This window comes from Limimaricola cinnabarinus LL-001, from assembly GCF_000466965.1.
GTDB classification, from domain to species: Bacteria; Pseudomonadota; Alphaproteobacteria; order Rhodobacterales; family Rhodobacteraceae; genus Limimaricola; species Limimaricola cinnabarinus.
On the sequence record NZ_BATB01000002.1, the window covers coordinates 109,330 to 123,180 of the forward strand.

The window sequence follows — 13,851 nt, forward strand, 5'->3', positions numbered from 1 at the left end:
GGCAATGGTTCTGGCGGCCCTGCTTTCGGGCGGCGCGCCGTCCCAGCAGCAGGCCGATTACATCGGCAGCTATGTCTGGCCCGAAAGCGCGCATCGTTCGGGCGGGTTCTCCGCGATCGAGACCGAGGCCGGCGGGCTCGGCTTCATCACCGTGAGCGACCGGGCACGGATGATCGACGGGCGGTTCGAGCGAGATGCCGAAGGGCGCATCACCGGCATCGACATTGCGCGTTCCGAACCTCTGCGTTCCGGGCGCGAGGGGATCATGACGGCCCATCTGGCCGACAGCGAGGGGCTGGCCATCGGAGTTGACGGGCGGCGCTGGATCTCGTTCGAGGGCAAGGCGCGGGTGCGATCGGAGACCGGGCCGGACGGCCCCGAGGTCCTGCCGCGCCCCGAAGCCTTTCCCCACATGCAGTTCAACAGCGCGCTCGAGGCGCTGGCGGTCGACGAGGCGGGCGCGCTCTATACCATCCCCGAGCGTTCGGGGCGGATCGACAAGCCGTTCCCGGTCTACCGTTGGAAGGACGGGCAGTGGACGATCCCCTTCTCGCTCCCGCGGCGCGACAACTTTCTCGTCACGGGGGCGGATTTCGGCCCGACGGGCGGCTCTACCTCCTCGAGCGCGATTTCGCGGGCATCGGATTTCGCAGCCGGGTGCGCCGCTTCGCGCCCGACGGCACCGGCGAAGAGGTGCTGCTCGAAACCGGGGTCGGCGTGCATGACAACCTCGAAGGGATCTCGGTCTGGCGCGACGATCTCGGCCGGATCCGGCTCACCATGGTTTCCGATGACAATTTCCGCTTCTTTCAGCGCACCGAGTTCGTCGAATACGCGCTGGATGAATGACGATCCCGCCTCCTGTCGGGGATCGGCAACACTTCACCTTCCCCAACGGAACGTCACAAAAATTTCTGTTTGACGACGCGGCCTTCCATGCCAGCTTTGGGTCAGGCGAAACTCATTGAAAGGAGGTGATCCAGTGTCGAGAAGGGTATTGGAGAAATGTGTCGGGACAGCTTGGGGGGTGCGCGGCTGAGGCAGCCCTTGGCCGAACAACCCACCAGGTGGACCTCGGTCTAACCGACCCACCTCCTGAACTTCGAAGGGTCGTTTCCATCGCCGGAAACGGCCCTTTTCGTTTGTCGCCGGGGCGGCATTTTTTGTATCGCCCGCCCGGGCGCGCTATCTGGGGGGCGACGCCCCGGAGAACATACATGCTGCAGATCGACGACCGCATCACCATCGAGGATTGGGAGCTGACCGAGCAGTTCACCCGCGCTTCCGGCCCCGGCGGCCAGAACGTCAACAAGGTGAGCACCGCAGTGGAGCTGCGCTTCGAGGCCGAGCGTTCACCCAACCTGCCCGACCCGGTTAAAAGGCGGCTCAGGCGGCTTGCCGGGCGGCGCTGGACCAATGACGGAGCTGTCGTCATCTTCGTGCAGGACACCCGCCACCAGCCCCGCAACCGCGAGATCGCCCGCGAGCGGCTGGCCGAACTGATCCGCGCAGCGGTGCATGTGCCGAAGCGACGCGTGCCGACGAAGCCGACGAAGGGATCGGTGCGGCGGCGGTTGGAGGCGAAAAAGCAGCGCGGCGAGGTGAAGGCGCTCAGGAAGGGGCCGGAGGATTGAGACTTAAGCTTCTGGGAAGCGTCTCGTTGGAGATTGAACGAGCAAGATGATCTGTTCTCCTACTCTCGCCTATCAATCTAGAACACCCGAAACGTCTGCGTCGTCAGCGTCCGCTCGATCCCCTCGATGCCCATCAGATGCTCATTGAGATACATGCCGATATCCTCGCCCTCGGGGACATAGATCTTCACCAAGAGGTCGAAGCCCCCCGAAGTCGAATAGAGCTCGGAGTGGATTTCCTTGAGCGCGATGGCGTCGGCCACCTTGTAGGTGGTGCCGGGGGTGCAGCGGATCTGGACGAAGAGCGGGAGCGACATGGGATTTCTCCGGGGTCAGACGGTGACGGGAATAGCGTCCTGTGGGCCGACGCCGAAGACGCGCTTGTAGCGGGCGATCTCGGAGGCCGGGCCCATCGCCTTTTCGGGGTTGTCCGAAAGCTTCACGGTGGGGCGGCCCTCGGCGGCGACGGCCTTGCAGACGAGGGAGAAGGGCGCGAGCGCGTCGCCCGCCAGCCCCTTGAAGTCGTTGGTCAGCATCGTGCCCCAGCCAAAGCTCACCTTCACCCGGCCCACGAAGCGCGCATGCAGGTCGAGGATCTTGTCCGCATCCAGCCCGTCGGAGAAGATCACCAGCTTTTCGCGCGGGTCCTCGCCGCGCTCCTGCCACCACTTGATCGCCGTCTCGGCCCCGGTGGCCGGATCGCCCGAGTCGATGCGGATGCCGGTCCAGCCGGCGAGCCAGTCGGGCGCACGGTCGAGGAAGCCTTGGGTGCCGTAGGTGTCGGGCAGGATGACGCGCAGGTTGCCCTCATGCTCGTCATGCCAGTCGGCGAGCACGCGGTAGGGCGCCTCGGCCAGCGCCTCGTCGCTGTCGGTGAGGGCGGCATAGACCATGGGCAGTTCATGCGCGTTGGTGCCGATGGCTTCGAGGTCGCGGTTCTTGGCGATGAGGCAGTTCGAGGTCCCGGCAAAGCTCGCGCCCATGCCTTCGAGCATCGCCTGCACGCACCAGTCCTGCCACAGAAAGCTGTGGCGACGGCGGGTGCCGAAATCGGCGATGCGCAGACCTTGGGTACCGCGCAGACGCTCGACCTTTTCCCATGTGCGGGTCATGGCGCGGGCATAAAGCACCTGAAGCTCGAACCGCCCCATGTCGTTGAGGACTGCGCGCGAGCGCAGCTCCATGAGGACCGCGAGCGCCGGGATCTCCCACAGCATCACCTCGGGCCACGCCCCTTCGAAGGTCAGCTCGTACTGCCCGTCGCGCTTCTCGAGGTGGTAGGGCGCAGTCGCAGCCCCTCGAACACTCCATGAAGTCGGGACGGAACATCTGCCGCTTGCCATAGAAGGTGTTGCCGCGCAGCCAAGTGCTTTCGCCGCGGGTGAGCGAGAGCGAGCGGATATGGTCGAGCTGCTCGCGCAACTCGCCCTCGTCGATCAGGTCCGCGAGGCGGATCGACTTGGTGCGGTTGATCAGGGAGAAGGTGACCTGCGTGTCGCGGTGGTTGCGAAACACCGACTGGCACATCAGAAGTTTGTAGAAATCTGTGTCGATCAGCGAACGGACGATCGGGTCGATCTTCCACTTGTGGTTCCAGACGCGGGTGGCGATGTCCATCAGTCCAGCACCACGCCGGCATCGAGCATCGCCTGGCGCGCATCCTCGAGGCTGCCGTCGAGGTCGATCCCGCGCGACAGGCTCTCGATCACCGTGACCTTGTAGCCGAGCTTCGCGCCGTCGAGCGCGGAGTAGTTCACGCAGAAATCCGTGGCGAGGCCTGCAAGCGTGATCCCGGTGATGCCACGCTCGGACAGGTAGCCGTGCAGCCCGGTCGGCGTTTCGTGGTCGTTCTCGAAGAAGGCCGAGTAGCTGTCGATCTCGCGCCGGAATCCCTTGCGGATGATGAGGTCGGCGTCGGTCCGCAGGTCGGGGTGGAAGTCCGCGCCATTCGTGCCCTGCACGCAGTGGTCGGGCCAGAGCACCTGCGGCCCGTAGGGCATCTCGGTCATCGACATCGGTGCCGCGTTCTCGTGCTGGCTCGCGAAGGAGAGGTGATCGGCCGGGTGCCAGTCCTGCGTCAGCACCACTGCGCGGAACTCCTGCATCAGAGCGTTGATGCCCGGAACGATGGTGTCGCCCTCGGCCACGGCCAGCGCGCCGCCAGGGCAGAAGTCGTTCTGCATGTCGATGACGATCAGGGCCTCGTTGGCGGGGCGCATGGCTCTCTCCTCCGGTCTATGTCACCGAGGTAAGCTGCTGGCCGGCCTGCGTCAAATGGCGTGCATCGCCGCCACGATCTCTTCGGCCGCACGGGCGAGGCCGTCCGCGTCGAGCGATTGCGCCGCGACGGTGGCCGCGAATTGCGGATCATGTGCGGCGCGCGACCGGGCATAGGCCGGGTCGTAATGCTCGATCATCAGCGCCGCCGACAGCTCGACCATGCGGCCCTCGGACAGGAGCGCCTGCCAGCCATCGACCACCTCGTGGCCGCGATGCGTCCTCAATTGATCGAGAAGACGCGACAGCCGCGCGGGATCGGCACTGACATCCTCGTACCGGCGGGCGAGGAATGCGGCACGCGCCTCGATCGGTGCAGTGATCTCGATACGCGGCGCGCGGGTCATCAGCGCCCAGAGCGAAGGCGGCAGGGTGATCCGACCGATCTTGGAGCTTTCGGCCTCGACGAGCACGGGACGCTCGGGGTCGAGCCGGGCGAGGCGTTCGGCCAACCGGCTCTCGAAGCCCTTCTGCGCGGGCTGGTCGGCCGGATCGCCCCCCAGAAGCGAGCCGCGATGGTTGGCCAGCCCTTCGAGATCGAGCACCTGCCCGCCGCGCGCCTCGACCAGCGGCAGCAGCGCGGTCTTGGCGGTGCCAGTAAAGCCGTCGAGCAGCACGAGCCGATGCGGCAGGACGGCCTCGTAGAGCGCCGTATGCACCAGCCGCCGCCATGTCTGGTAGCCGCCCTCCACCACCTCGGCGCGCCAGCCGATCTGGGTCAGGATCGAGGCGAAGGAGTTCGACCGCTGCCCGCCGCGCCAGCAATAGACCAATGGCTTCCAGCGATATTCGCGATCGGCGAGCGGCCCGGCGATATGCTCGGCGGCGTTGCGCGCGACGATGGCCGCGCCGATCTTGCGCGCGTCGAAGGGCGAGATCTGCTTGTAGATCGTGCCGACCTCGGCCCGCTCGGCATTGGACAGGACCGGCAGGCTGATCGCACCGGGGACGTGGTCCTCGGCAAACTCGGCGGGGCTGCGCACGTCGATCACGTCGTCGAAGCCGTGGTCGAGAAAGGCAGGGATGGTCTCGAAACGGGTGCTCATGCGGTTCTCCCTATAGCGATCACGGATGCTCGGAAAGCGCGGCTCCTGGCAACCTCACTCTCCAACTACTCATGGCGCACCGTTCGGATGCGGCGGGATATGAGTATTTGAAGTGTAAAGTTGCCGCAGGATACGCCTCGAACGACAAGGGGCCGCGGTGCGCCACCGCGGCCCCCTACCCTGCCTTGCGGCGAGGATCACTCCTCGACGTCGAAGGTCAGCGCCTTGACCTGCTGGAACTTGCCGGTGTCGCGCAGCTTCTGCAGCACCCCTTCGGAGACCGCCTCGTCAGCATAGAGGATGGCGATCGCCTCGCCGGCGCGCTGGTTGCGGCCCAAGGTGAAGTTGGCGATGTTCACGCCGTTCTCGCCCATCATGGTGCCCAGCACACCGATGATGCCCGGCACGTCCTGATTGGTGGTATAGACCATGTGGCGGCCGATCTCGGCGTCGATGTTGATGCCCTTGATCTGGATGAAGCGCGGCTTGCCGTCCGAGAACACCGTGCCCGCGACCGAACGCTCGCGCTTGTCGGTGGTCACGGTGACCTTGACGTAGCCCTCGAAGGTGCCGGACTGATCCTGCTTGGTGGTCGAGATCTGGATGCCGCGCTCCTTGGCGATCACCGGGGCGGAGACCATGTTCACATCCGGGTTCGCCTTGCGCATGATGCCCGCCACCAGCGCCGAGTTCAGCGCGGCGAGGTTCATCTCCGAGACGACGCCGTCATAGAGGATGTTGATCGCGGTGATCGGCTCGTCGGTCATCTGGCCGATGAAGTTGCCAAGGTGGCCCGAGAGGCCGATCCAAGGGCCCATCACCTTGGCCTCTTCGGCGGTGATCGAGGGCATGTTGATGGCATTGGTGACGGCACCGGTCAGAAGGTAGTCCGACATCTGTTCGGCCACCTGCAGCGCCACGTTTTCCTGCGCCTCGCTCGTCGCGGCGCCGAGATGCGGCGTGACGACGACGTTGGGCAGGTTGAACAGCGGCGAGTTGGTCGCAGGCTCCTCGGCGAAAACGTCGAAGGCGGCACCGGCGACGCGGCCTTCGGTGATCGCCTCGGCCAGCGCTGCCTCGTCCACCAGACCGCCGCGAGCGCAGTTGACGATGCGCACGCTCGGCTTGAGCTTGGCGATGTTTTCCCTGGACAGGATGTTCTTCGTCTGCTCGGTCAGCGGCACGTGCATGGTGATGAAGTCCGAACGGCCCAGAAGCTCGTCCAGCTCGACCTTCTCGACGCCGATCTGGGCGGCGCGCTCTTCCGACAGGAAGGGGTCATAGGCCACGACCTTCATCTTGAGGCCATGCGCGCGGTCGATGACGATCGAGCCGATATTGCCCGCCCCGATCACGCCGAGCGTCTTGCCGGTGACCTCGACGCCCATGAAGCGCGACTTCTCCCACTTGCCCGCATGGGTCGAGGCGTTGGCCTCGGGGATCTGGCGCGCCACGGCCATCAGCATCGAGATCGCGTGCTCGGCGGTGGTGATCGAATTGCCGAAGGGCGTGTTCATCACGATGATGCCCTTCTTCGAGGCCGCCGGGATGTCGACGTTGTCGACGCCGATGCCGGCGCGGCCGATGACCTTGAGGTTGGTCGCGGCCTCGATCAGCTTTTCGGTGGCCTTGGTGGCCGAGCGGATCGCAAGACCGTCATAGTTGCCGATGATCTCGGCCAGCTTTTCCTTGTCCTTGCCAAGCTTGGGCTGGAAATCGACCTCGATGCCGCGATCGCGGAAGATCTGCACGGCGGCGTCGGAGAGGGCGTCGGAGATGAGAACCTTGGGCATTTGGATGCTCCTGTGGCGGTCGGACGGAATGCGTCCGGGGAATGGGGGAGGACGGGGCGCGTCAAACGCGCGCCCCGAGAGGCTTCAGGCGGCTTCGGCCTGCGCCTCGATCTCGGCGTGGAAGGCCCAGTCGAGCCAGGGCAGCAGCGCCTCGATGTCGGCGGTCTCGACCGTGGCGCCGCACCAGATGCGCAGGCCGGCGGGCGCATCGCGATAGGCGCCGATGTCGAGCGCCACGCCTTCCTTCTCAAGCCGCTTGGCGACCGCCTTGGCGAAGGCGGCTCCGTCGGTGATGCGCTCATCGGTGAACTTCAGGCAGACCGAGGTGTTCGAGCGGGTCGCCTCGTCCTCGGCGAGGTTGGCGATCCAGTCGCGGCTTTCGCAGAGTCCCAGACAGCCTGCGCGTTGGCATCGGCGCGGGCCTTCAGCCCTTCCAGTCCGCCGACCTCGCGGCCCCAGGCCAGCGCGACGAGGTAATCCTCGACGCAGAGCATCGACGGCGTGTTGATCGTCTCGCCCTTGAAGATGCCCTCGATCAGCTTGCCGCCCTTGGTCATGCGGAAGATCTTGGGCAGCGGCCATGCGGGGGTGTAGCTCTCCAGCCGCTCGACGGCACGGGGGCTCAGAATCAGCATGCCATGCGCCGCCTCGCCGCCCATCACCTTCTGCCACGAGAAGGTGGTGACGTCGAGCTTGTCCCAAGGCAGGTCCTGCGCGAAGGCCGCCGAGGTGGCGTCGCAGATGGTGAGACCCTCGCGGTCGGCCGGGATCGCATCGCCGTTCGGCACCCGTACGCCCGAGGTGGTGCCGTTCCATGTGAAAACGACGTCGGTGTCGTAGTCCAGGCTCGCCATGTCGACGATCTGGCCGTAGTCGGCGGTCCTCACCTCGGCGTCGATCTTGAGCTGCTTGACCACATCGGAGACCCAGCCCGCGCCAAAGCTTTCCCACGCGACCATCGTGGCCTTGCGAGCGCCGAGCATCGACCACATCGCCATCTCGACGGCGCCGGTGTCCGAGGCGGGCACGATGCCGATGCGATAATCGGCGGGCACGCCCAGAAGCGCGCGCGTCTCTTCGATCGCGGCGGCGAGCTTCGATTTGCCGATGGCGGCGCGGTGCGAGCGGCCGAGCGGCGCGTCAGAGAGCTTGTCGAGGCTCCATTGGGGGGGTTTGGCGCAGGGGCCGGAGGAAAAACGCGGATTCGACGGACGAACGTCCGGAGTCGTGCTGACCATTGCTGGTATCCTTGCAGATAAGCGCCTCTCGTTGGGGAGAGGTGTCCCGCCGCCGCATCTACGCCCCCTCATGCGCTTTCACAACGGGGAAATTGCCGTTAAGGCACCGCCAAACGTCGCAAGCGGGCCATCCCGCGTCACTATCGGAAACATCGCCCCATGTTCACCGCCCTGCTCCTCACCGCACCCGGCACTCCTCTCGACCCGCATCTGGCGGAAAACCTGCGCAGCGCCTGGGGCGGCACCGCGCTCGATTGGCTCGCCCCCGGCGAGGCGGTGGAGTTCGGGATCCCGATGGTGCCGGACAATCGCTGGCAGGTCTGGGCCGATCTTCAGGCAAGCCGCGTCGACATGGTGATCCAGCGCAGCAAAGGCCGCCGCAAGAAGATGCTTCTGGCCGACATGGACAGCACCATGATCCAGCAGGAATGCATCGACGAGCTGGCCGCCGAAGCCGGCGTCGGCCCGCGTGTGGCCGAGATCACCAAGCGGGCGATGAACGGAGAGCTCGATTTCGAGGGCGCGCTGATCGAGCGCGTGGGCCTTCTCAGGGACCTCGACGAGGCGGTGATCGCCCGAGTTCTGGCCGAACGGATCACCCACATGCCCGGCGGCCGCGAACTCATCGCAACGATGAAGGCCGATGGCGGTCACGCGGCGCTGGTCTCGGGCGGCTTCACCGCCTTTACCGAAAAGGTGGCCGAGGCGCTGGGCTTTCACGAGCATCGCGCCAACACGCTGCTGGCGGCAGGCGGCAGGCTCACCGGCGATGTGGCCCGCCCGATTCTCGGGCGCGAGGCCAAGGTGCAGGCGCTGCACGAGATCACCGAACGGCTCGGCATCATGCCCGATGACGTCATCGCCGTGGGCGACGGCGCCAACGATCTCGGCATGCTTGGGCTGGCCGGAACGGGCGTTGCGCTCCATGCCAAGCCGGTGGTGGCGGAACAGTGCGAGGTGCGGGTGAACCATGGCGACCTGACGGCACTGCTCTATATTCAAGGCTACCGAAAGGAAATGTTCTCTATTTGATCTTGCGCGACTCGGTTTGTCGTCCGACACTGACGCAGGGGCAGGCAGTGGCCGCCCCGCCACTGGGGAGGACGACATGGCAGACAAGCGTTTCATGTATATCTACCACGGCAACGGGATGAGCCCGCCCGAGAGCGAAGAAGCGGGTCGCGAGGCAATGGCCCGCTGGCAGGGCTGGATGGATGGCATTCGCGACAACATCGTCGACGAGGGCGCGCCGGCCGGGAAATCCCATACCGTGAGCCAGAGCGGCGTGACGCATGATGGTGGTGCCAACCCCGTCTACGGCTACACGCTGGTCACCGCGCCCGACATCGACGCGGCGATTTCCATGGCCAAGGACTGTCCGATGGTCGCCGATGGCGGCAGCGTCGAGGTCTGCGAGGCCATGGAGATGTGACGGATGGCCGGGTCCTCTGCGAGGTCCGGCCAGCGACCCTCATGCGCGGCACCGCCTCTTGGCGCCAGGCCCGGCAATGGGCGTTTCGCTTAGCTCAAGAGCGCCGACGCGGGCCGCGCCAGTTTCGGAGCACCGGCATCAGACGCTTTCTTGTCGCCGGGCGCTTCGGGCCGAACATGCCGGGGCGTATCAGGATTGCGGCGAGGTGCCATGTCTCGTTCCCAGCCCATCATCCTGCATCCATGTGATCCTCCATGTGGTCTTCCGACCATACCCAGTGGCAAAGCCGCCACAGTTCCAGAGTGAGGGTCCGAGGCCCCTGTCTGCGCGGATATCCGCGCAGACATGTGACCGGGCAGGGCTTTCCCATGGGGCGGGAATCTTGATAAGCCTCTGGCTATCGAGTTGAACCCGCCCCTTCCAGTCGAAAAGGCGCCGGGGGCATCCACGAGGCCAGACAGCTGGAGGCTGCTACATGATGTCACGACTTTTCCGCGCGATTGGGTCCCTGTCGGCAGGCGCGCTGATCGCCGCCGCCGCCACGAACGCCGCCGCGCAGGAGGCGTCGAACCGCGTCGCCGCAGAGACCGATTGGAGCGTGTTTCAGGAAACCGATCCGGTCGAGTGCTTTGGCGTCTCGGCCCCCAAGAGCCAGCTCAACACCAAGGACGGCCAGCCCGTCACCGTGAGCCGCGGCGAAACCCTTCTTTTCGTGTTCTATCGCCCCGCACAGGCGTCAACGGTCAGGTGACCTTCACCGGCGGCTACCCCTTCGCCTCGGGCTCCACCGTGACGCTCGAAGTGGGTGGTCAGGACTTCCAGCTCTTCACCGAAGGCGACTGGGCCTGGCCCGCCACGCCGCAGGATGACGCCGCCATCGTCACGGCGATGAAGCGCGGCGCCGATGCGGTGCTGACCGGCCGGTCCGGCCGCGGCACCCAAACCAAGGACACCTTCTCGCTGCTGGGCTTCACCGCCGCGGTAGACGAGGCGGCCAAGCGCTGCACGAGCTGATCCACGTCCCCCGGGGCGCCATGTTACACTGAAGCGGGGCCGGTTTTCCTTGATGACCGGGCCCGCTTTCCCATATGAGCCGGGCACCCCCGGCCCCGAGGTACCCCGATGACCGCCCCCGTCGCCCCGACTTCCCCGATCACGCAGGACGTGATGACCATCCCGCGCAAGGCCGCGCCGGGCCTGCCCAACCTCGTCGGCATGAGCCGAGACGCGATGCGCGAGGCGCTGATCGCGGCGGGCACGCCCGAGAAACAGGCCAAGATGCGGGTGAACCAGATCTGGCAGTGGATCTACCATTGGGGCGTGCGCGACTTCGAGGCGATGACCAACCTCGCCAAACCCTACCGCGAGCTCTTGGCGGCGAACTTCGTGATTTCCTTGCCCGAGATCGTCTCGAAGCAGGTCTCCTCCGACGGCACGCGCAAGTATCTCGTGCGGATCGCCGGCGGTCATGAGGTCGAGGTGGTCTATATCCCCGAGACCGATCGCGGCACGCTGTGCATCTCCAGTCAGGTGGGTTGCACGCTCACTTGCTCGTTCTGCCACACCGGCACCCAGAAGCTGGTGCGCAACCTCACCGCTGGCGAGATCATCGGTCAGGTCATGCTGGCGCGCGACGATCTCGAGGAATGGCCCACGCCGGGCGCGCCCAAGGACGAGACGCGGCTTTTGTCGAACATCGTGCTGATGGGCATGGGCGAGCCGCTCTACAATTTCGAGGGCGTGCGCGACGCGATGAAGATCGCCATGGATGGCGAGGGGCTGTCGCTCTCGCGCCGCCGCATCACGCTGTCCACGAGCGGAGTCGTGCCCGAGATCGCCCGCACCGCCGAGGAGATCGGTTGCATGCTGGCGGTGAGCTTTCACGCCACCACCGACGAGGTGCGCGACAAGCTGGTGCCGATCAACAAGAAATGGAACATCGAAAAGCTTCTGCAGGCGCTCAAGGCCTATCCCAAGCTGTCGAACTCAGAGCGGATCACGTTCGAATACGTCATGCTCAAGGATGTGAACGACAGCGACGAGGACGCGCGCCGTCTCGTGAAGCTGATCGAGGGCATCCCGGCCAAGATCAACCTGATCCCCTTCAATGAATGGCCCGGCTCGCCCTATGAGCGGTCGTCGAACAACCGGATCAGGGCCTTTGCCGACATCATCTACAAGGCGGGCTATGCCAGCCCCATTCGCACGCCGCGCGGCGAGGACATCATGGCCGCCTGCGGCCAGTTGAAGTCCGCGACCGAGCGCGCGCGCAAGAGCCGCGCCGAGATCGCGGCCGACGTTCAGGGATAAGGCGCGCGGGATCGACCGCGCGCCACGAGGGAGAGAGCCGTGAAGATCAAGCTCAACGGGATCGAATTCGACGTGGCGGCGGTGGATGCGAGGACGCGCGAAGCGATCCTCGGCGATCCGGTCATCGCGCGCGCCGTCTGGCGCGACGTCTACGTCTGGGACGCCACCGCGCAGGAGGGCAAGCACACCGGACCGGTGACCCAGACCGGCGCGATCCCGCTGGCCAACGGCATCTCGTTCTACGTGCCCAAGGGCGACGGGCCGGCCAAGAACGAGAGCGCCTCCAAGACTTCGGGCGAGCGGTTCCTCAAGGCGCTGGGTGTCTCCTCGACGCTCGACGTGCTCAAGGCGATGGCGCGGCTTCTCGGCATGCCACAAAAGACCCTGCCCAAGGAGTTCGACGCGCTCAAACCCGTGGCGTCCTTCAAGCTCAAGATGCATGTCGAACACTCGGTGTTGCGGCTGCGCAACGCGAGCCGCAACCTGCAGGCCTACCTGCTGGTGCCCGGCCAGATCGGCTTTCACCACGAGATCGCCGCGATCACGGATCAGCCCGGCTACGACGCGCTGATCGAAGACAAGCCCGAGCTGAAGACGCTGACGCCGCTGTTCCTCGTGCCCGCCCGTTCCAAGGCCAACCGCGAGATGCGCGCCACCGCGCTGATGGCGCAGACCCGCGATCTGGCGGCCGCGGCGCAGGGCAAAACGTCCGAAGAGCTGCCAGAGGCGCTGCGGATGCGTGTCGGCCGCAATCAGGCCGAGCTGCGGATGCTGGCGCAGGCCGGGCAGCAGACGGGCCAGCAGACGGGCCAGACCCGACCCGCCGCCACCACCGTCTGAGGCGCGGAACCCGCCGCCGCCACCGCTCGTTGGCCGTGCAACCGAAAACGGAGGCACGGCCATGAGCCATTCCGAAGGCGACAAGGTGAAATGGAGCTGGGGCAACGGCACCGGCACCGGCACGATCACCAAGGTCTATACCCGCAAGATCACCCGCACGATCAAAGGCTCCGAGATCACCCGCAACGCCAGCGAGGACGATCCCGCCTATCTGATCGAGCAGGAGGATGGCGACGAGGTGCTCAAGGGAGAAACGGAGATCTCGAAGGCGTGAGCGCAGGCCCGAGGGAGACCCGACCGCGGCGCGCCGGAGATCGCACAGTCCCCTGAGAAGCGAAAAGCGCGCCGCCGTGGCCCGGCGGCGCGCTTTTCGATGCATAGGAGCGGCCTCGCGCAGGTCCGGGCCCCCTGCCCCGGTGGCGTGGCCTATTCCTCCCGGCCGGGAATATGCTCGCGCCGCTCGCCCGCATGGGTCCAGCTGCGCATTGCCTCGAAGGCTTCGTCGGCGGTTTCGACGAACTTGAACAGCTGCAGGTCCTCGTCAGCGATGGTGCCGGCCTCGGCCAGCGCCTCCCAGTTGACGATTCGCTCCCAGAAATCGCGGCCGAACAGCAGGAAGGGCACCCGCTTCATCCGTCCGGTCTGGATCAGCGTCAGCGCCTCGAACAGCTCATCAAGCGTGCCGAACCCGCCGGGGAAGACGCAGACCGCCTTGGCGCGCATCAGGAAATGCATCTTGCGGATCGCGAAGTAATGGAAGTTGAACGCCAGTTCCGGCGTCACATAGGGGTTCGGGGCCTGCTCGTGCGGCAGAACGATGTTGAGGCCGACCGAACGCCCGCCCGCTTCCTGCGCGCCGCGATTGCCCGCCTCCATCACGCCGGGGCCGCCACCGGTGACGATGACGTTCTCGGTGCCGCCGGTCTCCAGCGACCATTCGGTGACCCGGTGCGCGAAGCGCCGCGCCTCCTCGTAGAAGGCCGAGAGATCGGCCAGCGTCTGGGTCCGCGCCGTGACCTTGCGCGCGGGCTCGGGGATGCGCGCGCCGCCGAACAGCACCACGGTCGAGTTGACCCCTGCCTCGTTCATCAGCAGTTCGGGCTTCAGAAGTTCGAGCTGCCAGCGCACCGGGCGCAGGTCGTCGCGCAGCAGGAACTGCTCGTCGGCAAAAGCGAGACGGTAGGAGGGTGACATGGTCTGCGGCGTCTGGGGCACCTGATCGGCGGTGCGCTGGTCCTCGTGGCTGTCGCGCATGAGGTGTCGTCTGTCCTTGGTCATGCC

11 protein-coding genes and 4 pseudogenes are annotated in these 13,851 nt (G+C 66.1%); 8 read left to right on the forward strand and 7 right to left on the reverse strand.

The window, feature by feature from the left end; genetic code table 11:
* Positions 1 to 4 precede the first annotated feature (4 nt).
* Both MBELCI_RS01580 and arfB read left to right on the forward strand, forming a co-directional pair.
* Positions 5 to 849 (forward strand): annotated as a pseudogene (locus tag MBELCI_RS01580) (esterase-like activity of phytase family protein).
* 368 nt (positions 850 to 1,217) lie between these two features.
* Complete coding sequence (arfB, locus tag MBELCI_RS01585; RefSeq protein ID WP_021692383.1) at positions 1,218 to 1,634, forward strand: alternative ribosome rescue aminoacyl-tRNA hydrolase ArfB; 417 nt, start codon at positions 1,218 to 1,220, stop codon at positions 1,632 to 1,634.
* Between the two features lie 77 nt (positions 1,635 to 1,711).
* Here arfB and MBELCI_RS01590 read toward each other — a convergent pair whose 3' ends face one another.
* The 6 genes and pseudogenes from MBELCI_RS01590 to MBELCI_RS01615 all read right to left on the reverse strand — a co-directional run bounded on the left by MBELCI_RS01590 (position 1,712) and on the right by MBELCI_RS01615 (position 7,988).
* Positions 1,712 to 1,951 (reverse strand): Lrp/AsnC ligand binding domain-containing protein, encoded by a 240-nt coding sequence (locus MBELCI_RS01590; protein WP_021692384.1) that lies wholly within the window; start codon positions 1,949 to 1,951, stop codon positions 1,712 to 1,714.
* Between the two features lie 15 nt (positions 1,952 to 1,966).
* A pseudogene (gene pncB / locus MBELCI_RS01595) lies at positions 1,967 to 3,254 on the reverse strand (nicotinate phosphoribosyltransferase).
* Entirely contained in the window at positions 3,251 to 3,853 is a 603-nt protein-coding gene (gene pncA / locus MBELCI_RS01600; RefSeq protein WP_021692386.1) for a bifunctional nicotinamidase/pyrazinamidase, read from the reverse strand. The pseudogene pncB and the gene pncA overlap by 4 nt, the downstream one beginning before the upstream one ends.
* A gap of 51 nt (positions 3,854 to 3,904) precedes the next feature.
* Positions 3,905 to 4,957 carry a tRNA 2-selenouridine(34) synthase MnmH gene (gene mnmH / locus MBELCI_RS01605; RefSeq protein ID WP_021692387.1) on the reverse strand — a complete coding sequence of 351 codons (1,053 nt, stop codon included), beginning with the start codon at positions 4,955 to 4,957 and terminating at the stop codon, positions 3,905 to 3,907.
* Positions 4,958 to 5,154: 197 nt separating this feature from the next.
* Positions 5,155 to 6,750 carry a phosphoglycerate dehydrogenase gene (gene serA, locus MBELCI_RS01610; RefSeq protein ID WP_021692388.1) on the reverse strand — a complete coding sequence of 532 codons (1,596 nt, stop codon included), beginning with the start codon at positions 6,748 to 6,750 and terminating at the stop codon, positions 5,155 to 5,157.
* 84 nt (positions 6,751 to 6,834) lie between these two features.
* A pseudogene (locus tag MBELCI_RS01615) lies at positions 6,835 to 7,988 on the reverse strand (phosphoserine transaminase).
* Positions 7,989 to 8,147: 159 nt separating this feature from the next.
* Here MBELCI_RS01615 and serB point away from each other — a divergent pair.
* The 6 genes and pseudogenes from serB to MBELCI_RS01645 all read left to right on the forward strand — a co-directional run bounded on the left by serB (position 8,148) and on the right by MBELCI_RS01645 (position 12,844).
* Positions 8,148 to 9,020, forward strand: coding sequence for a phosphoserine phosphatase SerB (gene serB, locus MBELCI_RS01620; RefSeq protein ID WP_045319558.1), 873 nt, complete (start codon positions 8,148 to 8,150; stop codon positions 9,018 to 9,020).
* 76 nt (positions 9,021 to 9,096) lie between these two features.
* On the forward strand, positions 9,097 to 9,420 hold the full coding sequence (locus MBELCI_RS01625; RefSeq protein WP_021692391.1) for a YciI family protein: 324 nt from the start codon (positions 9,097 to 9,099) through the stop codon (positions 9,418 to 9,420).
* A 475-nt stretch (positions 9,421 to 9,895) separates the two neighbouring features.
* Positions 9,896 to 10,434: pseudogene (locus tag MBELCI_RS01630) on the forward strand (invasion associated locus B family protein).
* A gap of 108 nt (positions 10,435 to 10,542) precedes the next feature.
* A complete protein-coding gene (gene rlmN / locus MBELCI_RS01635) occupies positions 10,543 to 11,730 on the forward strand; it encodes a dual-specificity RNA methyltransferase RlmN (protein ID WP_021692393.1) in 1,188 nt (395 codons plus the stop codon).
* 39 nt (positions 11,731 to 11,769) lie between these two features.
* Entirely contained in the window at positions 11,770 to 12,570 is an 801-nt protein-coding gene (locus tag MBELCI_RS01640; protein ID WP_021692394.1) for a hypothetical protein, read from the forward strand.
* Between the two features lie 61 nt (positions 12,571 to 12,631).
* Positions 12,632 to 12,844 (forward strand): hypervirulence associated TUDOR domain-containing protein, encoded by a 213-nt coding sequence (locus MBELCI_RS01645; protein ID WP_021692395.1) that lies wholly within the window; start codon positions 12,632 to 12,634, stop codon positions 12,842 to 12,844.
* A 152-nt stretch (positions 12,845 to 12,996) separates the two neighbouring features.
* Here the strand turns inward: MBELCI_RS01645 and MBELCI_RS01650 are convergent, their stop codons facing one another.
* Positions 12,997 to 13,848, reverse strand: a complete 852-nt coding sequence (locus tag MBELCI_RS01650; RefSeq protein WP_021692396.1) for an LOG family protein — start codon at positions 13,846 to 13,848, stop codon at positions 12,997 to 12,999.
* Positions 13,849 to 13,851: the final 3 nt, after the last annotated feature.